This is a genomic window from Facklamia sp. P12950 (assembly GCF_050409465.1).
Classification (GTDB): Bacteria; Bacillota; Bacilli; order Lactobacillales; family Aerococcaceae; genus Facklamia.
The window spans coordinates 164,469-188,522 of sequence record NZ_JBNUPK010000003.1 but is presented as its reverse complement, the minus strand read 5'-3'; the positions used below and the strand labels follow the sequence as shown (position 1 = coordinate 188,522).

Genomic DNA, 24,054 nt, shown 5'->3' with positions numbered 1-24,054 from the left:
TTTCACCTCACATACTAGTAATTCTTCACTCTTTATTACTTATTTTTCTTCTTGGATATTCCACCTTAAGTAAGCATCAATAAAAGGATTTAATTCTCCATCCATTACAGCGTCGATATTCCCCGTTTCATAATTCGTTCGATGGTCTTTTACCATTGAATAAGGGTGGAAAACATAGGACCTGATTTGTGAACCCCAGGCATTATCTTTTTGCTCACCTTTTATCGCTTGTAATTCAGCTTCTTTTTCTTCCACTTCTTTTTGATAAAGTTTTGCTTTCAAGAGGCTCATAGCTTGCTCTTTATTTTGAATTTGTGAACGATTGGATTGACTTTGAGTAACAATTCCTGTCGGAAGATGTGTAATTCGAACGGCAGAAGAAGTTTTGTTTATATGTTGTCCACCAGCTCCTGAAGCTCTATAAGTATCGATACGTAAATCCTCAGGATTTACTTCTAGCTCAATCGAACCATCAATCATCGGAGTAACATCAATTGAACAAAAGGAAGTGTGTCTGCGCGCATTAGAATCGAAAGGCGATATCCGTATGAGACGATGAACCCCTTTTTCCGACTTCAGATGTCCATAAGTTTTATAGCCAGAAACCTCAAAAGTAGCGCTTTTAATGCCTGCTTCATCCCCATTTTGATAATCTATAAATGTTATCGCATAATGATTGTGACTCGCCCAGCGTTCATACATTCTCAACAACATTTCGCCCCAATCTTGGGATTCTGTCCCTCCCGCTCCTGGGTGAATTTCCATAATCGCATTGAGATGGTCATGATCTCCCGACAAAAGAAGAGATAGTTGATAATCATCAATTTGTTTATTGAGTAAGACCAGCTTTTCTTCTAGCTCTTTTTGTAATTCAGGATCTTGGCCTTCTTCAATAAGCTCTAGTCCAATCATTGCATCATCCAGTCCTTCTTCTAATTGATAAAAAGAGTTTTTTTCGAGTTTACATTTATTTAATTCTTGAATTAAAGATTGAGCAGCTTGATTATCGTCCCAAAAATCTTCCTTTAACATCTTCGATTCCATTTCAGCAACGTCTGCTTCCAATTTATCGATGTCAAAGGGACCCCCTTATTTTTTCAATATTAAGTTGGGCTGATTCTATTTGGTCCTTAATTTCATATATTTCCATCATATCACCTTACTTTTTAAAATTGACACAAAAGGTCCTTTGGAGTTAATCCGCAGGACCTTTGCTATTCTGTCATATTAGCCTTTTAATGTTTTTACACTTTGGTGTTTAGGCATTGAACTTGGTTTTACCCGAGGGCTTGTGGAATTAACTTGCTCCCTCTCCAAATTCTGACGAATTTGTGCCTTCATTATGAATCGAGTGATGTCATATTCAATTGCAGCAATCATTTCTTGGAAGCGATCAAAGCCTTCTGTTTGATATTCTGTTAGAGGGTTCGTTTGAGCGTATGCTCTTAGACCAACACCTTGACGTAAATGATCCATCGCATCAATATGGTCTGTCCATTTCGAATCAACCACACGCAAAATAATTACTTTTTCAAATTCTAAAACTTGTTCAGGACCATTTAGTAAAGCAATTTTCTCATCAAAAGCCGACACAGATTCATTATACAAATAATTTATTAATTCTTCTCTGCTCTTACGTTCTAAGTCTTTTATTGAGATTTTTTCTGGACTAAATAATGTATTGTGAACAAAGTCCAATAGACTGTCTAAATTCCAATCCTTTTCATCGTTTTCAGTAGCATAGGCCACTTCACGCTCGATGGTCCGTTTAATCATTGCTTTAATATGAGGTGTTAAGGTTTCTTCTTCATTAATCACCGCCAATCTTTGACCATAAATAACTTCTCTTTGCTCACGCATAACTTCATCGTACTCTAAAACACTCTTACGAGTATCGTAATTATTACCTTCCACTCTCTTTTGGGCTGATTCAACTTGACGAGATAACATCTTACTTTGAATAGCAAGATCTTCTCCTTCATTGTTGTCGTCTGTCATATTCAGTTTTTCCCAAACCTTTTGAATTCTGTCTGATCCGAAACGACGCATCAAATCATCTTCTAGTGATAAATAGAATTGTGATGCCCCGGGATCTCCTTGACGTCCTGCCCGTCCACGTAACTGGTTATCAATTCGACGTGATTCGTGACGTTCAGTTCCGATAACAGCGAGTCCGCCTACTTCTTTAACTCCTGATCCTAACTTAATGTCGGTTCCCCGTCCAGCCATATTGGTCGCAATGGTTACCGCACCTCTTTGACCGGCAGCCATAACAATTTCAGCTTCTTTAAAGTGATTTTTAGCATTCAAGACTTCATGAGGAATACCTTCTTTTGTTAATAATTTTGATAGGTACTCTGAAGTTTCTACAGCCACTGTCCCTACTAAAATAGGTTGCCCTTTAGCATGACGTTCTTTGATTTCTTCCACGACGGCAGCAAATTTAGCTTTTAAGTTTGGATAAAGCAAATCTGGGTGGTCTTTTCTAATAACTGGTCGATTGGTTGGGATTGAAACGACGTTAATATTGTAAATTTCTCTAAATTCTTCTTCTTCCGTCTTAGCCGTTCCCGTCATTCCAGATAATTTTTCATACATACGGAAGTAGTTTTGGAAAGTAATCGTTGCCATTGTCTTGGACTCATCTTGGATTTCAACATTTTCTTTTGCTTCAATCGCTTGGTGAAGTCCATCTGAATAACGACGACCGTCCATAATACGACCTGTAAATGGATCGACAATCTTAACTTCCTCTTCGTCTACCACATAGTCAATATCATGAATCATAATGTAATTTGCGCGTAAAGCTTGATCAATATGATGAACCAGTGATGAATTTTCAACATTATACAGGTTTTCTAAGCGAAAGATTTTTTCAGCCTTGTCAACTCCAATATCTGTTAAAACAATTGACTTAGAAGTCAAATCAATGGTGTAGTCTTCTTCTTCTTTCAATCCCTTAACAAAATAATCTGCTCGATTATAGAGGGCTGTCGATTTCTCACCTTGACCAGAAATAATCAACGGTGTACGAGCCTCATCAATTAAGATAGAGTCCACTTCGTCTACTACCGCAAAATATAATGGTCTTTGAACCATTTGAGACTTGTAAACAACCATATTATCTCTTAAATAGTCAAAACCTAATTCGTTATTTGTAGAATAAGTCACATCACAAGCATAAGCTTCACGCTTTTGAGCAGCGTTCATTGAGTTTAGATTTAAGCCGACTGTTAAGCCTAAAAAGCGGAAAACTTCTCCCATTTCTTTAGAGTCACGAGTTGCTAAATAATCATTAACAGTAACAACATGAACCCCTTTACCTGACAAAGCGTTTAAATAAACAGGCATTGTCTCTGTCAAAGTTTTACCTTCACCGGTTTTCATTTCAGCAATATCACCCTTATGAATGACAAAGCCGCCTTGAATTTGGACACGATAGGCCAATAAGCCTAATACTCGATAAGCAGCTTCTCTTACAACAGCAAATGCCTCTACCTGAATATCATCTAAACTTTTTCCACTAGCTAATTTATCTTTTAAAATAGTAGTTTGGGCACGCAGTTCTTCATCAGTCATCGTGCGGTAATCTTCTTCTAAGTCGATTACCTGGTCAGCTAATTTTCCGGTTCTTCTCAATTCAGCATTATCATTTTCAATTAAATTTTTTAAAAAGTTGGCCATTAATATGCTCCTTTAATTCCCATAATCCTCATTTACCCATTCCATGAATAAATTTTCTCACTGTAACATTGTATCATTAAAAACTCGACTTTCAAACATTTTTATCTGCTAGTGTATTGTAAAAGTTTAATTCCTTCTGCTTTTTAACAATAAAAAATGAAGAGCATTGATAAGCTCTTCATTTAACATTTGATATTCACTATATTCTAAGGATACAACTTAATCTTAATCCATTCTCGCTGTTTCAATTAATCCATATCGACCATCTTTACGACGGTAAACGATATTAATTTCGTTTGTTTCTCCTTCTTTATATACGAAGAAGTCATGGCCTAGCATATTCATTTGTAAGACTGCTTCTTCTGAATCCATCGGTTTTAAAGCAATTCGCTTTGAACGAACTATTTGTAAATCGGGTTCGCTTTCATCTTCATGATTATTTACATTTGAAGCTTGTACCAAATCTGATGTAGTAATTCCTTCGAAGCCTTTTTCACGTGATTTGCGATTAATTTTAGTCTTATATTTCCGTACTTGTCGCTCTAATTTATCAACTACAAAATCAATACTCGCATATAAATCAGGTGTTGTCTCTTCAGCTCTGAGCACTAAGAAAGATAAAGGAATAGTTACTTCTGCCTTTGCTGTTTTATCAGGATAAACCCTCAAATTTACATAGGCAGTTGCATTCGGTACATCATTGAAAAAACGCTCAAGTTTTGAAACTTTCTTTTCGGCGTATTCTCGAATAGCTTGAGTAACCTCGATATTTTCTCCACGAACATTATAGTTAAACATAAATATCCCTCATTTCCTCTCTATTTGGTCTAAGGCTAATGAGCCATAAACCCAAAAGCTATTACTAGCTTAAAATTATTATAACACATGCCCACATCGATTGAAAGCGCTACACATTCTAAGCAAGTGATTGATTTCTTGCTAAAGTAATACTTTTTAAATCCATTTCTTCTTTAGCAATAGCTTCAAAATGTTGAACTATCTCTAATTTTGCTTGTATCATAGTTGCCCCTGTTGTATAAACATCATCAAAAATCATTAGACCTTTCTTTTCTTTTAATTTTTCTTTTTCTATATTTATCCAAGCAAATGGACGATTGAGTGTTAAACGATCTTTTCGACTTTTTGCTGCTTGTCTAATTTCATTTCCAATGTAATGGAAGGGACAACAATAAGGGATGTGGGCTATTTCTAATAAATATGCGGTCGGATGAAACAATCTCCTTTTCAAGCTTGATTCAGAGCTAGGTAAAATTAACCAAAGGTAGTTTGGATAGTGTTTATATGTTTTCTTTAAGACTTGCTTCATTACATTCGCCATCCGGCAATCTCCATCATATTTATAACGAGTGATCCAATTTTTAAAACCAGCATTGTAGTCAAATAAGGCTTGATTGTTTATTAGCTTTAGAGGATATTTTTGGCGCCAGCGATAACAATCTAGACAGTAATTCTCATCAGTATCTTTGATTCTATAAGTAGTTTGATAGTGGTTGCTACCATCTAATTTTCTTCCACAGGCTCTGCAACTTTCACTCTGATAATGATAAGGAACGAATGATTTTAAACAGTCTGAACACAATGGTTCAAATTCAATAGCTTGCCAGGAAAATAACTGTTGCCAACTTAAATCACGTTGGTAATTTTTCTGGCACATCAAACAGACCCTTTCATCAAGCATTTGCATTTAAAAGTCCTCTCTTGCTCGCTAACTGATTCATTCCCTTAATTTCTATAGCCGCTCTTTTCATTTCTTTTGTAATACCATAATGACCAAAAACAACTTTACCTGATGGATAAGCAGCCTTCCTTCCTACCCTGCCACTCATTTGAACTAAAGCTGATTTAGAGAAAAGAGGGTCCTCAGCACCAAGGACAAACACATGACAGTTTTCAAAAGTTACTCCCCTTTCAAGAATGGTTGTAGAGATTAGTATGTCATAATGACCTTTGCGCATTTTTTCTACCTTTTGATGTCTTAGAGGATCTGTTGAATATACATAGGTAAGTCTAAGGCCTTTAAAAAGTTTCTCTAACCACTCAGATAATAGAATTGCCAACTTGATATTGGCTATAAAAATTAGTTTTCGACCTTCAAGCGCAATAAAATGTTTTAGGCTTAAGAGAAGTTTGGAATTCTTTTGTTGATTTACTAAGTTAGTTTTCCAATCTCCCAACCACAAAAATATGGGTTCAACCAAAGGAAAACCATGAAATCGCGCTGGTAAAATGGTCTGGTGAATCAAGCCTTTTTTGACCGCTTCCACAATTTTTTTATCCGGTGTTGCTGTCAGAAAGATTAATTTACCCTTCTTTTTAACTGCTCGATTTACCGCGAAATGTAAACTCTCATTATCAACATAGGGAAAGGCATCTACTTCATCCACTATTACTAGGTCAAAGGCTTGAAAAAACCTTAGCAACTGATGGGTAGTTGCTATTAAAATTTCACAGGGCTCATATTTTGTTTCACTCTTTCCATGAAGCAAAAGAACTTTGACCGAATTAAAAGCAGCTTTAATTCTTGGAAAAAGTTCAATGCACACGTCAACTCTTGGAGAGACTAAAGCTATCTTTCCATCCTTTCTTAATATTTCATCGATTATTGGAAAAAGCATTTCTGTTTTACCAGCTCCCGTTACAGCATGGATTAAATGCGGGTGACTACTATCATCCAATTGTTCCGCAACTTCTTGTGAAGCCTTATTTTGCTGTGGCGAAAGTTTCCCTTGCCAGGTGAGAAAGGATTTTTGATTTCTTATAGTTAAAGGTTGATTGTTTGGTAAATAATAAAGCAAATCGTTACTACAAATTCGTCCCATTTGAAGACACGAACAACAATATATAATCTTCTTTTTATTAAAATAAAACTTATAGTATTGTTGTTGATCTTGACAATTGCACCTGGAACAAAGGATGTGCTTTTGTTTTATTTGTATAGCAGGCATTGCGTGTAGATGATTAAATATCGTCTCTAATTTCCAGCTGGATTGAGAAAGAAATTTATCCCAGATTATTGTTACTTCTCTTTGAGTCATTAATTGACCAATAAAATACTCTTTCCACTCCATCAAAAAAATCTCCTTCCATGTCTTTTTATAAAGTACACAGAAGGAGAATAATTAGTGCTATTATTTACTTGTTTAATTAGGATCGTAATTAGGCATTATGGCCAAGCCAATACAACCTTTTCCGGTATGTGTACCGATAACAGGGCCGATCGAGTTAATTTCTATATCAGAGATCGTTAACTCTTTTTCAATTAATTCTACAACCACACTACATTCGTCTTTAGCATTGGCATGTGTCATCATAAGCTGAATACCTTGGGGATATGATTCAATTGCTTCTTTAATTAGTTGAATCCATCTAGCATACACCTTTTTATTAGTACGGATTTTTTCAAAGAGAAGAATATTTCCTTCCTCATCAAAATGCAATAAAGGACGAATTTTAAGCAATTGGCCTAGTGTAGCAAAACCTGCATTTAAACGTCCACCTTTAACTAGGTTCTCTAACTCTTCGACCATCAAATAAGTTTGTGTATGATTTGCTTGCCAGGTTAGTTCAGCCACGATATCTTCTAATTCCTTATCCGCTTCGAGTCCTTTTAAGGCTTTCCTTGCCAAACCTTCAATGACTATGCATGAAGACTTAGAATCGATAATATAACTTTGAATACGATCTTGGTATTCAGTTAGTACCGATTGCGCTAAAGCTAAAGTTCCTGATATTTTTGAAGATAGATGGATAGCTATGACTGCTTGAAAACCTTCTTCAACAATCTGATCCATCAATTGGTAGTAGTCACCTGGATGTGGTTGAGAAGATTTAGGTAATCGATCACTTTTTTCCATATACTGATAAAACCGCGTCTGCTCATCAATATCAGATGAATCTTTAAAAACAGTCCCATCATCAAAAATAACACTAAGATCGACTTGAAAAACGTTTGATTGACTGGCTATTTCCTGGTTTAAATATGCTGTAGAATCTACTATAATTGCTGTTTTCATTTTTCACTACCATTCCCTGTCTGACTAATAATCAGTTGTTTTTTAAATATGTTACACTGTTTAAAGAATCTATATGTTATCTATTATCCTAACATAAATGAAAGGAAAGCTATATGTTTAATTATTTAAGTATCCAAAAAGAAATTGTACATGAAATTGAAATAAAAAAATCTCGTTTTATTTGTTTTCTGTTTCCAATCAAAAGTGAAGAAGAATTTAATCAACACTTGCTTAGTATACAAAAAAAGCATTATAAAGCAAATCACCACTGCTATGCTTTTAGTTTAGAGGCTGACTCAAGTATTCAACGCATGAGTGACGATGGCGAACCAAGTGGTACAGCAGGTCTACCAATGCTTGAAGTTCTTAAAAAAGAGGAATTAACTTTTGTCGCAGCCATTGTTGTTCGCTATTTTGGTGGAAACAAGTTAGGTGCAGGTGGTTTAATTCGCGCTTACACCCAAGTAGTTAGTGAAAGCTGCCAATTGGCCAATAAAATTAAAAATGTTAACCAGACCCTTCTTCAAATTGAAATGGATTATGCACAGCTTGATCGCTTTAATCATAATCTTGCTCAAATGCCTGGCTTACCTTCTGTTCTGACCATCGAATATCTCGAAAAAATTCAAATGACAATCGCTATTCATTCTGACTTCCTAAAGGAATTTGATAGCTATTTAGTCAATTTTTTAAGTGGACAAGTTAAAATAGACAGTTTAGGTAATCGAGATATAAATATACCTTTTAAAACTTAAAAAGATTCATTTGTTTGGAGACTCTTTTCCAATATGCACAGTAAAATAAACCATTGCTACAATCAATACCATTGTCATCACCCATATCAGCCACTTTAAATTAGGAAAGGCATGGAGGGCTAGGGTAATCAATGAAAAAACGGCAGATAAAGCCATCATCATTTTATTGATTGAACTTTCATTATAACCCCTTCGCAGTAACCGATGATGGATATGCTCTTTGTCTCCTTCAGTAACCGGGGTTCGTTGGTGTAAACGCCTCATGAAGGCAAAAACAGTATCAAAAAGTGGAACAGCAAATAAAAGTATTGGAAAAATAAAAGAGTAAAGACTGGCATTTTTTAGATTAGTAACGGTTAAACTAGCGTACATAAATCCAATAAATAAAGCCCCAGTATCTCCCAACATAATTTTAGCAGGTGGCCAATTAAATATTAAAAAACCAGCAATTGCTGCAAATAAAAATAACAACTTTAATACAAAATCCAATTGAATGGTTAAAGAAAAACCTAAAGTTATTATAACCATTGAAAAAAGACTCACCAGGCTAACACTTGAAGCTAGGCCATCAATCCCATCTAATAAATTTAATGCATTAGTTACTAAATAAATCCATACTATGGTTAAGAGATATTTCAAACCATTAAAAAGTAATGGGTCTTCAAAATTAATGAGTTGAGATGAAAAAGAAATGTCACTATAAAAATAGACATAATGACAGGCGATTAAAATACCGATTGATTTTTTTAAAGCAGATAAATTTAACCTATCATCTAAAACGCCCGTTACAAGGATAATTAAGGAGGCTACAAAAAGACTCCCTTGCTTATCCCAAAGAGTAAAAGGATTTAATAAGTAATAGCTTAACCAATATGCCATAAATACAGCAATACCACCGTAAGCAGGTGGTGTTTTTTTGCTATTATTCTCTCTATTCTTAAAATCAAGGGGCTTTGTAAAATTAAGCAACTTTAATAAGGAATAGGAAAATGCTAATGACAATATGAAAGCAAGCACTACCCTCATTATTATTTCCAGTACAATGGACATTATTTCATCTCCTTAAATCAAGATTCCCTCCAAAACTGATCAAAGACAGTGACTGGCAGATGGCGTTTATGTTGGCTACTTAAGTACCATTTTTCAATTATTGCTGCTTCATGGTCTTTTACTTCACGTCCTGTCAAATAACGATCAATGGTTTGATAAGAAACACCCAACGCTTCTTCATCGGATAACATAGGACGGTCTTCTTCTAAATCGGCTGTCGGTATTTTTTGATAAAGGTCTGCCGGACAGTTTAGGGACTGTAGCAACTGCTTACCCTGATCTTTGGTTAAGCGCCACAAAGGCATTACATCCGCTGCCCCATCTCCATATTTAGTAAAGAATCCTGTGACACTCTCTGCTGCATGGTCACTTCCTACTACAACACCTGAAAACTGTCCTGCTACCGCATATTGCATCACCATACGCTGTCTCGCTTTAATATTTCCTTTATTAAAATCGCTAACTTCAATTTGTTCTTTTTTCAAAGCTTGAACAACTCCTAAAGTCGCCTCTTCAATATTTAGATTTAAAATTCGGTCTGGTGCAATAAAATCTAGAGCCTTTAGTGCATCTTCTTCATCATTTTGGACAGCATAAGGAAGTCGTATAGCAATAAATTGATACTGGTTATCGTTTGTTTCAGTTCGGATTTCTTCAATAGCCATTTGCGATAATTTCCCTGCTAAAGTGGAATCTTGTCCTCCACTAATACCTAATACCAATGACTTTAAACCTGCATTTTGATAGAGATAATCTTTCAAAAAGTTAATAGATCGCCGAATTTCAGCTTCTGGTTCAATCCTTGGTGAAACTTTTAAATTCCCTATGATTTCTTTTTGCAATTGTCTCATATTATTCTCCTTATCAGAATTGATCTGTTTGAAACGCCTCAACTCTTAAATCAACTTGGTCGCGAACCTCTTGTATACTATCCATTTTCAAATCGTATAATTTTTGCGATAAATCAACTGGATAAACTTGTGGATTTAAAATGCGCTTATGCTCTTCCCATAAGCAGTTAATCTTATCCTCTGAATAATCTTTAATAGTTAATATATCTGGTAAATCATATACTTGCTGACCCTCTTTGTATATATCTATTAAAAGTGGACGCGCTTCAAAGTCCTTAACAGTTTTATTGATATAGGTATGAACTGGATGGAACATGAAAAGTTCCTCTAAAAGATCGGGCCTTTCATCTATTAAAGCAATATAGTCACCTTCCACCTTGCCATCTTTTTTTCGAGTAATTCGCCAAACTTGTTTCATACCGGGTGTAGTGATTTTTTCTGTATTGGAAGAAATTTTAATTGTCGGTACAATCTCACCTTTGTCATCTTCGATTCCAACTAATTTATAAACAGCACCTAGAGCAGGCTGGTCATAAGAAGTTATTATTTTAGTTCCAATACCCCAATCGTTGATTTTTGCACCCTGCATTCGTAAGTTTAAAATGGTTTTTTCATCCAAATCATTGGAAGCTATTATGCGCGCTTCGGTGAAACCTGCTTCGTCCAATTGCTCACGAATTTTTTTTGATTGGTAAGCCATATCTCCCGAATCAATTCGAACACCGATAAAATTGATTTTGTCACCCATTTCTTTAGCTACTTTTATAGCGATAGGTATGCCTGAACGTAATGTGTCATAAGTATCTACTAAGAAGACGACATCACGATGCGTTTCAGCATAAGCTCTAAAAGCTTGATACTCATCTCGGTAAGCTTGTACCAAAGAATGAGCGTGAGTACCAGAAACAGGAATACCAAATAATTTCCCAGCCCTAACGTTTGAAGTTGAATCAAAGCCTCCAATAAAGGCTGCACGCGTTCCCCAAATAGCCGCATCCATTTCTTGCGCTCTTCTAGCACCAAATTCAGAAATTTTATCCCCTTCACCCACTACCGAACGAATACGTGATGCCTTTGTGGCAATTAAAGTTTGGAAATTTATTATATTTAAAATAGCTGTTTCAACTAATTGGCACTGACCAAGTGGTCCTTCAACTTGCATCAAAGGTTCGGTTGCATAACAAAGCTCGCCTTCTTGCATAGACCTAACAGATAACTCTAGTTTCATATCTGCCAAGTATTGAATAAATGTTTCGGGGTATATTTCTAAGCTTCTTAGATAATCCAAGTCAGTCGCTGAGAAATGAAATTGATTCAAATAGTGAACAACTCTTTCTAAACCAGCAAAAATAGCGTAGCCATTGTTAAAAGGGTTTTTGCGAAAGTAGACTTCAAAAACAGCCAGTTTTCGATCAATCCCTTTTTCCCAATATGTTTTCAACATATTGATTTGATAAAGATCGGTGTGGGTCATTAAGCTGTCATCAGAATATTTATAGATCATTTTAATCTCCTCAACTGAATAATTTTATTTATTGTATCATACTATTGCCCTCAATGTTGATTCAAAAAGAGTGCATAAGTTATAAGCTCATTATAAAAAAGCCTTTAGTTGAATGCTCAACTAAAGGTTTTTACTAATTACTCTTCTATGGTATTTTCTTCAGAAGTTTGCATGGCCTCCAAAGGAACCTGAATATTAAAGCTTTGACCATACTGGTCAAAGTCAAAATTAGCCGAAATACTTATAAGCTCTGGTAAATTAGACCGGTCTGTTTGACTCACTGAATCGATAAAAACTTTAGGGTCTGTGTCAATCATAAAGGAAAAGTTCTTTATCAGCCCTGTCACACTCTCATATGTAACAGTCATTTGTGGATTCATATTAAAGAAATCTTCAAACATATCAGGATTCAAGAATTCCCCCAGAGATTCTTCATATTCTCGGTCGATGGGTTGTCCCAGATCTTCTGATTGCTCAATCGCTTTGTTAGCTGATTGCTTAACCAACTGTTTTAAATCGATTGCCTTATCTAAATCATTGTAAAAGCTAGCTCCATTAATATCTTTTTTCAACTTAAAAAGATAATCTTGACCTTTTTCTTCAAATTCAAAGTATTTATCAATAAATGTTTTGGCCTCTGAAGTCATTTCGCTTTCTACTAAGCCATTTGATACATTTTTAAAGGATGCTTGAAGACTATCTAAGATATCTTCTTCTGATACCGTCCATTCTGAAGTCTTCCACTCTTTAGATTGAGTGTTGTAAATATAATTAAATCCTTCTTTAGCATAGCTTTCAAAACCTACAGCCTCTGAACCTACAAATGGAGAAATTATTTTTGCTACCATTTGTAAAGCGATCGGTTGAGCATTTACTAATGCGTCAATTTCTAGGTTTCCAAAATCACTGGTCATATTTTGCGAGGAAATTTTCACACCTACTGTACCTTCCATATGAAAGGATTGGAATTCTTGTTGGTTTGCTTTTACCGCCACATCTTGCCAAGCATCTGAAACTGTTTCTTGAGCATTCACATAAGACTGAGGGATTAGCAGCAGATTAACCATTATCATTAAAAAAAGTGTTTTTACCTTATTACGTTTATTCATAATATCCTCCTTATAATTTACTAGCAAAAGCCTAACATAAACAATAAACAACATCTAGAAATAGCTTACTCATAAATATGAATTTTGGATTGAAAATCCTTCCATGAAGGTTGGCAGAGATCTTCTTGGTCTAAACCTCTTGAAGAAACCTTATCAAATAATATTTTTAATGTTTGAAACAACAATTTAAAATCAAAGGCTAATGAGTAATTTTTAATATAGAGCAGATCAAAGTTTAATTTATTATTAAAGTCTGTAGCATATTTTCCATAGACTTGAGCATAGCCAGTGATTCCTGCACGTACATGATGACGCAATTCATAATAAGCATTTTCTTGACTAAATTGATTAACAAAAAAAGGACGTTCAGGTCGCGGTCCAACGAGCGACATATCACCTTTTAACACATTGATTAATTGTGGAAGTTCATCAATCCGAGTAGTGCGAATAAACTTTCCTACCCTCGTCACTCGTGAATCATTAGAACTAGCTAATACGGGTCCAGATTTTTCTTCAGCCGTTTGAGTCATTGAACGAAATTTTAAAATGTTGAAAGGTTTAGATCCTTTTGTAATTCTAACTTGACGATAAAAAATTGGTCCCTTACTGTCTAGTTTTACAGCTATGGCTGTTATTAACATGATAGGCGAAGCTAAAATTAATAAAAGAAGAGAAGAAGCAATATCAATCGTCCTTTTGATAATAGCTTGTTCAAAAGCAATTGAAAAAGTAGATACTTCAATTAAACTTTCATCTTCAAAGCTCATTATATTTGGATTAACCATCATTAAATTTGCAAAGTTAGTCGATAAAAAGAGCTTTTTGTTATTCCGCATCAAATAATCGTATATTTTTAGTCGTTCTGTTTCTTCGATATAACCAGTAAGGTAAACAATATCGACCGCATCCGATAATTTAACCACACGCTGGTAATAATCTGACAAGACTACATGAGTTACCTCATGTCTACGATTGGTCATTCTATCAAAATTAACCACTGCATTTAACGCCTTTTTATTCTCCCCTACGACTAAAACTCGTTTACGGCCAGATAATCGATGATAAAGGATGTAAGCTACAGCATTAAATAAATATACCAATATTGTCCCTACGAAAAGGTTAAGTAAAATAACAGATCGCGGAAAAGTTAGCCAAGACCCAGCATAAGTAACGGCCATCATAAAAAAAGACAAAAACAATTGAGATAGCATGGTAAAGTAGAAAAGGTCCATTAAAGTTTTATTATAAAATATATAGGTACCAAAGAAGAAGTTGATCAAAATAAAACCTATTGCTATCCAGAAATAACTTGATTCAAAAGCTATAAAATTTCTATAGGGAATTTGGCCTGAAAATTTTAAATAAAAGGATAATAGAATTCCTAAAAGACATACCAGTGAACCCATTATAACTACAACAAAGCGTAATAAATTATTCCATTCTTTTCGATGGTTCATAATAAAACCTCTTTCTTTCCGTTGGTTCTTACTCATTATACCGACTTCTTTAAAAAATAACCATCAACATTTAGTCTGATTAATTTTTACGCTCTCATATATTTGTATTGAAATAACTTAAGCTCGTCCCATCTAATTTAAAGATAGAACGAGCTTAAGCTTCAAATAAAAAATTTACAATTAAAGTCTACTCAATGATAGTGAATTTTTCATTGAAAAGAGGTGAAACAGAACGGTTCTCGTGAATACGTTTAATTGCTTCAGCAATTAAGTGTGCAACAGACACAATTTCAATTTTATCAATTTTTTTGTCTTCAGGCAGTAGAATGGTGTCTGTAACAATTACCTTCTTGATAACAGAAGTTTGCAATCTTTCTAAAGCTGGCCCAGAAAGAACCGGGTGAGTACAGGTGGCATAAACTTCTTTGGCTCCACGATCAATCAAAGCTTGAGCAGCGATTGTAATTGTTCCTGCCGTATCAATCATGTCATCAATTATCACTGCTGTTTTATCTTTTACATCTCCAACAATACTCATCACTTCTGCAACGTTAGGACGTGGGCGACGTTTATCAACAATAGCAATTGGTGCCTTTAAAAATTCTGCTAGTTTTCGTGCACGAGTTACGCCGCCATGGTCAGGTGATACAACAACAACATCATCGCCAAAAAGTTTGTTATCAATAAAGTAATTTGCCAGTAAAGGAGCACCTAATAAATGATCTACAGGTATATCGAAAAACCCTTGAATTTGGGCAGCGTGTAAATCCAATGCCACTACACGGTCTGCTCCTGCTTGCTCTAACATATTTGCTACCAATTTAGCTGTAATTGGTTCACGAGACTGTGCTTTACGGTCTTGACGTGCATAACCATAGTAAGGAAGCACTACATTGATTGTTTTTGCTGATGCGCGACGCAAAGCATCAATCGTAATTAATAATTCCATTAAATTATCATTAACTGGTGAGGAGGTCGATTGTACGATATATACATGTGCCCCCCTAGTCGATTCATCAATATTTACACGTATCTCTCCATCAGCAAACCTAGATAAAGAAATTTCACCTAATTCTACTCCAACAGCTTTTGCAATTGCTGCCGCTAACTTTTCGTTAGAACTTAATGCAAAGATCTTTAATTTTGGATCCTTATAGTGTTCACTTGCCAACCAAATCCCTCTTTCCTTAAATTTATTTATTGATGTATTTAGTCCAATAACCTAACTTATTAACCTGTTCGCTACGTGAAATAGCTAAGGCTTCCGCTTCAACATCCTTTATAATAGTTGAACCAGCAGCTATAAAGGCACGGTCCCCAATCTCAAGTGGAGAGACGATATTAGAGTTACTTCCAAGAAATACTTGATCGCCGACTTTCGAACGATATTTTCTTTTACCATCATAGTTACAAAAAATAACACCACAGCTTACATTGACATCTTTTCCTAATTCAGCATCACCGATATAGGCTAAGTGACCTGCTTTGGTATCTTTACCTAGTTGAGAATTTTTAACTTCAACAAAATTCCCAATACGGACGCCCTCTGCCAAATAGCTATTCGGTCTTAAATGCGCAAAAGGTCCTATTTTTGCTTTATCTTCAACCTTTGATTTCTCAATAACTGACTGAGTAATTATTACTGAGTCCCCTACTTGGCTATCTACAATCTCACTGTTGGCACCAATTCTTACTGATTTACCAATAAATGTTTCGCCCTTAAGCTGAACTCCCCCCTCAATCACCGTATCTTCACCAATTTTTACATCCGCTTCAACATAAGTCATTTCAGGATTAATAAAGCTCACGCCATTTCGCATATGATTTGTAATGATACGTCGGTTCATTAGCTGCTGAGCTTTAGAAAGCGCTACTCGATCATTCACTCCAATTGATTCTGCAAAATCATCCATATTAAAAGCATGAACTTTTTTTCCTTGTTTTTGAAGAATTTCAATAATATCTGGTAAATAATACTCGCCCTGGGCATTCCGATTGCTCACTGATTTCAAAGCTTTAAACATACTTAAATTATCAAAAATGTAGGTCCCTGTATTAATCTCATCTATAATAAGTTCTTTTGACGAAGCGTCTTTTTGCTCCACAATTTTAAGAACTTGGCCTTCATCATCACGAACAATTCGACCATAACCAGTAGGATCTGAGGTTCTTGCAGTCAAAACGGTTGCTTTTGAACCTGTGCTTTCATGATGCTCAAAGAGTTTAGTTAATGTTTCTCCTGACAATAAGGGTGTATCTCCACATATAACTAAGGTACTTCCTTTTTCATTTGCCAGAAGATTCTCAGCTTGGAGTACTGCATGACCTGTTCCTAATTGCTCGGATTGAAAAGCAAAATCAGTGAGGTTTTTTAATTCTTCTTTCACTAAATCTGCCCCATTACCAACAATAGTTACGATCTGCTCGGCACGACTTTCCAAGACTGATCGAACAACATGTTCTGCCATGGAAATTCCACTAATTTTATGGAGAACTTTAGGTAAGGCTGACTTCATGCGTGTACCTTTGCCAGCTGCTAAAATAACCGCCATTCTTTTCATTCACTCACACTCCTTCTATCTGCGACATTTACCCTTATATTATATCTATTTAAGGACCATATGGCTATGCAGTTTCCTAATTAAAAAAATTTCCTGCTTCAATTTCCAATTGATAATGACCTAACTCATTGTTATAACGTAATTGAGTTTCAAAAAGAGCGTGATAATTTGGAATACTCATTCGATTTTTTACCTTATTCTCTGCAAAAACGCATATTCCAGCTGCTTGCGAATCAAATTCTTCAATTAAATTTAAAAGCCCTGTTAATGTTCCGCCATTACGAAGAAAATCATCCACAATTAATACACGACTTTGCGATTGCAAAGCTGACTTCGAGAGTTCCATTTTCTTAACAGTCTGCGTAGAACCCGAAGTATAATTAATCGAAATGGTTGATCCTTCTCCAGAGGTAGATTCTCGACGTACCACAACATAAGGTTTGTTTAGATATAATGCTACTGCCGCTGCTAATCCTATCCCTTTAGCTTCTATGGTAAGAATGGTATCAATTTCTTTATCTGCATATTTAGCTGCAATAAGTTGAGCAATCGGATTTAAAACACTCGGATCTTGTAGTAGGTCATTCACGAAAATATAGTTTCCTGGGAGAATTCTCTTACCTTGAGAGAGTCGCTCTTTTACTTGACGCTGAATAATTTCAACTTCCTCTCCCGACAGATGTGGACGAAAAATAACACCTCCTGTTTTACCAGTCAATGTTTCAAGTTGCCCTAGTTGCATTTCATCAAAAACTCCTCTGACCATTCCCAAATCTTCACTAATTGATGATTTAGCACATTGAAATTTATGCGCAAAATCTTGTAAGTTTAAGAGTTGGTTGGGATTATTCATTAGTTGTTGGGTAATTGCTATTAAGCGCTGGTTTCGTTTATATTTTTTTATCATTTATAAAAAGCCTCCTTTTCCAAACATTAAGCAAACTTTATCATTATTTGTTCGAATTTTCAACAAAAAATCTCTATCGAAAAAGAGTTCTAACAGCTGTTAGAACTCTTAAAAATTATCAATGCTTATGTTTGCGTAAGTATCTTTGTAGGCTTTGAACAACAGCTACTAAAACGAATATCAAAATAAATATTAAAGTAATAGATGCTCCAGGAGGGGTGTCTAATCTGTAGGAAGCGAATAATCCCAAGTAAATTCCCACGATGTTTATCACAAAACCAATCGCTATTGCTTGTTCAAAGGACCTAGAAAGTCTAATAGCTGTTGAAGAAGGAATCACAATTAATGCTGATACTAATAAAACACCAACAATTGGCATCATAATGGAAATAGCAACCCCTGTTAAAATTGAAAAACAAGTTGAAATAAAACGAACCGGCAGTCCTGCTGTTTTAGCAGTAGCTTCATCAAAAGATATAATATAAAGTGGTTTTCTAAAAATTAGATATAAGCATAAAATCACCAGCGCTAGTCCAATTAATAAATAAACCTCTTGGTCTTGAATTAAGATAATCGATCCAAACAGATATTGGTCTACTTTAAATACACCACTATTGGAATTAAAGCTTAGAAGAAACAAGGCTAAAGCCATACCAGTGGACATCATTAAAGCCACAGATATTTCAGTGAAATGTCTATACACCGTTCTAAGATACTCAATTCCCAGTGAAGCAATCACAACAATCACTATGGTCGAGTATGTAGGTTGGATACCTAGTATAATTCCTAAAGCAACTCCAGCTAAAGAAATATGAGATAAGGTATCTGCCATTAAAGATTGCCTTCTGAGAATGAGGAAGAGACCTAAAATAGGTGTTATAAAGGACATGGCTAATCCTGCTATAAAGGCGCGTTGGATGAAGTCATACTGAAACATCTCCAAGGAGAACCCTCCTCTCTAATTAAGCGAATTTCACGATCATAGAAGCCTTCAATTTCATCATCAGCATGTGTCACCATCATGATGGATTTACCATGATGCTTGGTAAGATGTTGCAAAAGTTGATAGAACTTTCGGCGTGATTGGCTATCCATACCGTTTGTCGGTTCATCTAAAACATATAAATCTGGATCCAATGCAAAAACGCGCGCTAAAATAATCCGCTGTTTTTGGCCGCCTGAAAGTTGCCCGATTAATTTATCTCGCATATTCGCCATACCCACTGCTTCAAGGGCACGATCAACGTGTTCATAATCTTCAGCATCTAAAGATTTAAACCATCTATTTTGACTGTAACGACCCGACTCTACAAAGCGCTGAACCGTGCTAGGGAAGCCTGAATTAAAGGCGGAAATGTTTTGTGCAACATAACCCAACGATAGCTTATCTCCTGCTTTATTTTTTTTGGCAATACTTATTTCTCCTGTTGCTGGCTTTAACAGACCGATAATATTTTTAACTAACGTTGACTTAGCCGCTCCATTTTCTCCCGTTAAAATAACAAATTCTCCGGATGCGATATCAAAAGTGATATTATTCAAAACTTTTTCTTCTTCATAATAAAAAGACAAGTTTTTAACGGATAACACCTTCATTTTTGGCCTCCTTACACTAGTTTCTAATTTTGAAGTAATTGTTCAAGATTTTTACGCATTAATGTAAAATAGTTTTCCCCTGCTGCTGCCTCTTCCTCAGAAACTAATTCCAAAGTTCTTAAGGGCAGTAATTCTGCTTTAGTAGAGCTTGCTACTGTTTGAGCAATCTTAGAATCAATAGCAGGATCAACATAGATTTTGTTCACTTGTTTTTCTGCTAATAGCTTTTGCATTTCAGCAATTTGTTTGGCTGAAGGTTCTTGATCTGAAGAAAGTCCTCCAATTGAAATTTGCTCTAAGCCATAAGCCTGAGCTAAATAGCTAAAAGCTTTATGTTGAACCACGATGGTTTTATTTTCTAAATCTTTTAATTTAGTCTGAAATTCTGTATTTAATGCTTCAAGTTTTTCAACCAAAGCCTTACAGTTCTCTTCATAGACCTTCTGATTATCAGGATCTATTTCTATCATTGCCTCTTTAATGTTTTTGGCTTGTTGACTATAAACCATTGGGTCTAACCAGGTATGAGGGTCAAATTCATGAACGTGTCCTTCGTGACCATGCTCTTCACCTTCATGATCGTGCTCTTCACCTTCATGATCGTGCTCTTCACCTTCATGATCGTGCTCTTCACCATCACCGGATAACAAATCAATGCCGTCGGTTGATTCTAAAACTTTGGTAGTATCTAAATCAACTAAAGACATTAAATCCTTTATAAAAAATTCCATTTCATCATCTTGATAAATAAATAGATCACTTTCTTGAACTTTAATTGCAGCTTGTGCACTTGCTTCATAAGCGTGAGCATCTTGATTGGCATCTAGTAGCATAGAAACCTCCATTTTATCTCCTGCTATTTCTGAAGCCAAAAAGTACACTGGATAAAAAGTGGCCATAACTTTTGGCCTGTCTTGTGCAGAAACAATTTTAAAAGTTGTATGACCTACCATCGCTAGACTTAAAAAGATAGTAGCTATTATTTTCATTAGTTTATTCATATTATTTTACCCTCCGTTTAAATAGTAATAGTTACATATATCTTTATGTATAGTATCTTCCTACTAGAAGTTTGTCAAGGTAAATTTTAAGATATAATTCACTAAAAAAGCGGTAAGTCCTCTATTAAGAAGGCAAACCGCTAAATTGATATTACTCGTATTGATCTAAACTGTTAGTCATCCATTCTGGCAATGAATCTTTGACCTTGTCGGGAAATCGATGACTGATTGTTTCGAGCTCCTGACCAAATGTCTTGCGCATCAAAGCTGTTATCTCCTTAGGTAATAACTTTTTCCCTTGATTCTCTGCAAGCGTTATCTGCTTTAGTATTTCAATGTATGAATAAGCTAATGCTAGAGTAACAGTTGAGGCAGTAAAACCATTAACCATTCCTCCTGTAACTGATCCCACTCCTGGCACCCATTTAGCAGCTGACGAAGCTAGGTACTTACCCACCATACTCGCTAAACCTGTCCCTCCTACCCCAGCCATCATACTAACAATTTGTTTTTTATCGATAGACAAGCCGAATATACTAGTAATGTGAGCTAGCATTGTAATTTGGATAGGAACTAAAAGAGCTGAGTCAGCAATCGGTAAGGGGGTTAGACCAATTCCAAAAGTTGTTTTCATATACTTGTTTGCCCAACTTCTAGATTGAGCTATTTTTAAAGCCAAGTCTACTCGTTGGGCATTAATAAAAGCCTTCTCTACCTCTTCCGGAACAAACTCATAACTATGTTTAGTCAACTCTTCTAAGCCATAAGCTTTAATTTTTTGGCCACCTGCTAATTCAAAGTCTTTGGCTAAAACAGGAATAACCCCTTGGACTTGAGGGACTGCTTTTTTAACAGAATCTTTAAAGCCTTTAATATCCTCACCAATTGCTTGTGTTAAGACCACAATAACCGGCAGTTCTTGAGCCAGCATTGCAATTAGGGTAATTTCTTGCGGTTCAATTCTTGCCATCGTCGCATGGATACAATAGTAAACCAAGTGAATAGGCTCTACCGCATCGCCTTTTTTAGCGTCTTTTACTAAATGAAGTAAGTGTTGGATACTTTCATCTTGCGACTTTGAATGTAACTCTAATCCTTTAGTATCATAGATAACTAGTGGTAAGCCTTTTTTAGTTATTTTCTGGACCTTTTGAGTCACTGGAAGACCTACTCCTGTTGAAGCAATATTTTCTCTAAAAAGAGCGTTCACAAGAGTGGATTTTCCCGATCCCGTTTTACCAGCGAGTAAAATGCGAATGGGCTCCATCTTTTCCACTTCCTGATCTGCTTGCCTTAATAGATCAAGTGCTAAGTTAAGATTTAAAGGACTAGTCTTAAATTTCTTCCATAAATCCATAATTCGCCTCCATCTATGCCTTAATTCCTACGCGAGCGATTAGATAAAATTATTAACCTTAAAATTTGTAAAGCCGTTGAAAAAGTAGCCGCTATATAAGTAAGGGCTGCTGCATTCAAAACTTTACGAGCAGCGGGCAACTCCCCTTGAGTGAAGATATCTAGCTGTTCCAAAGAAATTAAAGCCCGTTTACTTGCATCTAGTTCAACTGGTAAAGTTACTATTTGAAATAATAAAGCCGTTGATAGTGCAATGATACCAATTGTTACCAATCCCATCATTTGGAAAAGAAAACCCAAAATGATAATTGGCATACCAATCATTGAGCCAAATTGTGATACGGGAACTAAAGCTGATCTTAATTTTAGAAATTGGTAGTTCTTAGCATCTTGCACGGCATGACCACACTCGTGAGCTGCAACTGCTACCGCTGCTACAGAGCTGTTGCTATAAGTAGCTTCCGATAATCTTAAGATTTTCTCTTTGGGACTGTAGTGGTCTGTTAAGTTCCCAGCTACTCTTTCAACTCTCACATCTTGAATTTGATTTGCTTGCAGAATTAATTCCGCGGCTTCTTGTCCACTTATATTACGCTCACTCATTAATTCGCTGTATTTAGCAAAGGTTGATTTAACCTTCCATTGAGCATACATTACAATAGCCATACCTATTAGTATTAAAATATATGTTGAATCAAAATAAAAACCGTAGGGGTACATTGAATTCCTCCTTTAAAGTTCAAACACTATAAACAGTATTCTATCAAAACTTCCTTTGGTTTTCTATTTTAGTAACTTTTAGATGAAAATTTCCCAGTCCTGATACTTAAATTAAAAAACATTTAGAAATGTACTGACCCCTTAAACCCGAACAAGGATTTAGGGGGGGTTGTACGGCAAAATATAATTTTGAATTTATATTATAGTTAGTAAGAGAAATCGAAGAAGGATATGAAAGAAAATTTCTTTCAAGAAGGTCTGGAGTCAAAGCTTCAAACGTTTCTAATTGGATAAGACAAGATAAAATGTATGGAGAAAAAGGACTTAGAAAATCTGTGTCTAAAACTAAATACAGCGGAGAATTAAAAAAATCTGTAATAAAATATAGGCAATACAAGGAACTATCCTATAGAGAAACAGCAGAGTACTTTAAAATTAATAATCCTTCAATAATTGCTAATTGGAAAAGAAAATATAAACAAGAAGGTTTTGAAAGATTCAATGCTAATGAAGGAAAACCTATAAAGAATGGGGATACGACTATGTCTAAAAACACCGATAAATCAAATGAAATTAAGAAGTTAAAAAAATCAAAGAGAAGAATTAATAGAGCTAAGGCAAAGAAATGAATATCTTGAAGCAGAAATACTCTATCTAAAAAAGTTAGATGACTTAATTCAAAAGAAAAAATCTCAAACAAAAAAAGACAAAAATAGTACTTGAAATAGGCTAGTTAAACCGGATATTAAGTTAAAAATATGGCTTGATATAGCAAAACTACCAAGAACGTCTTTCTACGAATGGAAAGAAAAGCGAGATAGAGTTAACCATAAAAGAGTATTAAGAATCATGAAAGTTAGTAAACTTCTATGTAAAAATTTCCACATAAGAACAATGAAATATAGCTCATATAGAGGAGAAATAGGTAGGATAGCAGATAACAAATTAAATAGAAACTTCAAAGTAGAAAAAGCTAATGAAGTATGGGTGAGTGATATAACAAAACTTAAAGTTAAATCTTCTGAAAACAGGTTATAACTATCACCAATAATGGATTTATTTAACTGTGAAATAATATCATATCATTTAAATATATCACCTACTGTATATTTTACCAATAAGTCCTTAGAAGATGCTGTAAAGAAACTTCCACAAGATCACCATTTAATAGTTCATACAGATCAAGGATTTCATTATCAACCTAAGTCATGGGTAAAAATCCTTGAAGATAACACTATAAAACAAAGTATGTCAAGACGAGCTAATTGTCTAGATAATTCGCCTATGGAAAACTTCTTTGGGCTTCTAAAACAAGAAATATTTTATGCGATTAAGTATGATAGTATAGATGAATTAGCTGAAGAAATAAAAAGATCTATTTATTGGTATAACCATCATAGGCTAAAAGAAAAATTAAACGGCCTTTCACCTATTGAATATAGGTTGCAGGCCGCATAATTAATTTTAAT

22 protein-coding genes are annotated in these 24,054 nt (G+C 35.2%); 3 read left to right on the top strand and 19 right to left on the bottom strand.

Annotation, left to right across the window (positions count from 1 at the left end; translation table 11 throughout):
• Positions 1 to 39: 39 nt before the first annotated feature.
• From prfB to ACQV2Q_RS04220, 6 genes are all read right to left on the bottom strand, one after another.
• A protein-coding gene (prfB, locus tag ACQV2Q_RS04245; RefSeq protein WP_428874177.1) for a peptide chain release factor 2 occupies positions 40 to 1,150 on the bottom strand; the annotation gives its coding sequence in 2 pieces (ribosomal slippage) (positions 40 to 1,077 and positions 1,079 to 1,150; 1,110 coding nt in all).
• 77 nt (positions 1,151 to 1,227) lie between these two features.
• Positions 1,228 to 3,684 carry a preprotein translocase subunit SecA gene (gene secA / locus ACQV2Q_RS04240; RefSeq protein ID WP_428874176.1) on the bottom strand — a complete coding sequence of 819 codons (2,457 nt, stop codon included), beginning with the start codon at positions 3,682 to 3,684 and terminating at the stop codon, positions 1,228 to 1,230.
• A 225-nt stretch (positions 3,685 to 3,909) separates the two neighbouring features.
• On the bottom strand, positions 3,910 to 4,482 hold the full coding sequence (gene hpf / locus ACQV2Q_RS04235; RefSeq protein ID WP_428874175.1) for a ribosome hibernation-promoting factor, HPF/YfiA family: 573 nt from the start codon (positions 4,480 to 4,482) through the stop codon (positions 3,910 to 3,912).
• A gap of 118 nt (positions 4,483 to 4,600) precedes the next feature.
• Entirely contained in the window at positions 4,601 to 5,359 is a 759-nt protein-coding gene (locus ACQV2Q_RS04230) for a ComF family protein (RefSeq protein WP_428874174.1), read from the bottom strand.
• Between the two features lie 16 nt (positions 5,360 to 5,375).
• The gene (locus ACQV2Q_RS04225; RefSeq protein ID WP_428881992.1) at positions 5,376 to 6,773 is read right to left on the bottom strand and encodes a DEAD/DEAH box helicase; all 1,398 of its coding nucleotides are present in this window, start codon (positions 6,771 to 6,773) and stop codon (positions 5,376 to 5,378) included.
• A 72-nt stretch (positions 6,774 to 6,845) separates the two neighbouring features.
• On the bottom strand, positions 6,846 to 7,718 hold the full coding sequence (locus tag ACQV2Q_RS04220) for a DegV family protein (RefSeq protein WP_428874172.1): 873 nt from the start codon (positions 7,716 to 7,718) through the stop codon (positions 6,846 to 6,848).
• 113 nt (positions 7,719 to 7,831) lie between these two features.
• On the opposite strand from ACQV2Q_RS04220, the gene ACQV2Q_RS04215 reads away from it, so the two are divergent.
• A complete protein-coding gene (locus tag ACQV2Q_RS04215; protein ID WP_428874171.1) occupies positions 7,832 to 8,473 on the top strand; it encodes a YigZ family protein in 642 nt (213 codons plus the stop codon).
• Between the two features lie 6 nt (positions 8,474 to 8,479).
• Here the strand turns inward: ACQV2Q_RS04215 and ACQV2Q_RS04210 are convergent, their stop codons facing one another.
• From ACQV2Q_RS04210 to ACQV2Q_RS04150, 13 genes are all read right to left on the bottom strand, one after another.
• Entirely contained in the window at positions 8,480 to 9,523 is a 1,044-nt protein-coding gene (locus tag ACQV2Q_RS04210) for an MraY family glycosyltransferase (protein WP_428881991.1), read from the bottom strand.
• Positions 9,524 to 9,540: 17 nt separating this feature from the next.
• On the bottom strand, positions 9,541 to 10,374 hold the full coding sequence (gene nadE / locus ACQV2Q_RS04205; RefSeq protein WP_428874169.1) for an ammonia-dependent NAD(+) synthetase: 834 nt from the start codon (positions 10,372 to 10,374) through the stop codon (positions 9,541 to 9,543).
• A gap of 13 nt (positions 10,375 to 10,387) precedes the next feature.
• Positions 10,388 to 11,878, bottom strand: a complete 1,491-nt coding sequence (locus ACQV2Q_RS04200) for a nicotinate phosphoribosyltransferase (protein WP_428874168.1) — start codon at positions 11,876 to 11,878, stop codon at positions 10,388 to 10,390.
• A 137-nt stretch (positions 11,879 to 12,015) separates the two neighbouring features.
• Positions 12,016 to 12,987, bottom strand: coding sequence for a hypothetical protein (locus ACQV2Q_RS04195; RefSeq protein ID WP_428881990.1), 972 nt, complete (start codon positions 12,985 to 12,987; stop codon positions 12,016 to 12,018).
• Positions 12,988 to 13,052: 65 nt separating this feature from the next.
• On the bottom strand, positions 13,053 to 14,444 hold the full coding sequence (locus ACQV2Q_RS04190; RefSeq protein WP_428874195.1) for a sugar transferase: 1,392 nt from the start codon (positions 14,442 to 14,444) through the stop codon (positions 13,053 to 13,055).
• Positions 14,445 to 14,631: 187 nt separating this feature from the next.
• A complete protein-coding gene (locus ACQV2Q_RS04185) occupies positions 14,632 to 15,615 on the bottom strand; it encodes a ribose-phosphate diphosphokinase (RefSeq protein WP_428874165.1) in 984 nt (327 codons plus the stop codon).
• Between the two features lie 22 nt (positions 15,616 to 15,637).
• Positions 15,638 to 17,005, bottom strand: a complete 1,368-nt coding sequence (gene glmU, locus ACQV2Q_RS04180) for a bifunctional UDP-N-acetylglucosamine diphosphorylase/glucosamine-1-phosphate N-acetyltransferase GlmU (protein WP_428874164.1) — start codon at positions 17,003 to 17,005, stop codon at positions 15,638 to 15,640.
• 76 nt (positions 17,006 to 17,081) lie between these two features.
• Entirely contained in the window at positions 17,082 to 17,912 is an 831-nt protein-coding gene (purR, locus tag ACQV2Q_RS04175) for a pur operon repressor (protein ID WP_428874163.1), read from the bottom strand.
• A 118-nt stretch (positions 17,913 to 18,030) separates the two neighbouring features.
• Complete coding sequence (locus ACQV2Q_RS04170; protein WP_428873159.1) at positions 18,031 to 18,855, bottom strand: metal ABC transporter permease; 825 nt, start codon at positions 18,853 to 18,855, stop codon at positions 18,031 to 18,033.
• Complete coding sequence (locus tag ACQV2Q_RS04165; protein WP_428876081.1) at positions 18,813 to 19,508, bottom strand: metal ABC transporter ATP-binding protein; 696 nt, start codon at positions 19,506 to 19,508, stop codon at positions 18,813 to 18,815. Before ACQV2Q_RS04165 ends, ACQV2Q_RS04170 begins: the two co-directional genes overlap by 43 nt.
• 23 nt (positions 19,509 to 19,531) lie before the next feature.
• Complete coding sequence (locus ACQV2Q_RS04160) at positions 19,532 to 20,509, bottom strand: metal ABC transporter solute-binding protein, Zn/Mn family (RefSeq protein ID WP_428881989.1); 978 nt, start codon at positions 20,507 to 20,509, stop codon at positions 19,532 to 19,534.
• Between the two features lie 151 nt (positions 20,510 to 20,660).
• On the bottom strand, positions 20,661 to 21,866 hold the full coding sequence (locus tag ACQV2Q_RS04155; protein WP_428881988.1) for a YcjF family protein: 1,206 nt from the start codon (positions 21,864 to 21,866) through the stop codon (positions 20,661 to 20,663).
• Between the two features lie 20 nt (positions 21,867 to 21,886).
• A complete protein-coding gene (locus ACQV2Q_RS04150) occupies positions 21,887 to 22,585 on the bottom strand; it encodes a zinc metallopeptidase (protein ID WP_428876078.1) in 699 nt (232 codons plus the stop codon).
• A gap of 305 nt (positions 22,586 to 22,890) precedes the next feature.
• Here ACQV2Q_RS04150 and ACQV2Q_RS04145 point away from each other — a divergent pair, with 305 nt between their 5' ends.
• Both ACQV2Q_RS04145 and ACQV2Q_RS04140 read left to right on the top strand, forming a co-directional pair.
• Positions 22,891 to 23,214 carry a helix-turn-helix domain-containing protein gene (locus ACQV2Q_RS04145; protein WP_428881987.1) on the top strand — a complete coding sequence of 108 codons (324 nt, stop codon included), beginning with the start codon at positions 22,891 to 22,893 and terminating at the stop codon, positions 23,212 to 23,214.
• Between the two features lie 421 nt (positions 23,215 to 23,635).
• Positions 23,636 to 24,043, top strand: a complete 408-nt coding sequence (locus ACQV2Q_RS04140; protein WP_428875430.1) for a transposase — start codon at positions 23,636 to 23,638, stop codon at positions 24,041 to 24,043.
• The last annotated feature ends 11 nt before the right edge of the window (positions 24,044 to 24,054 follow it).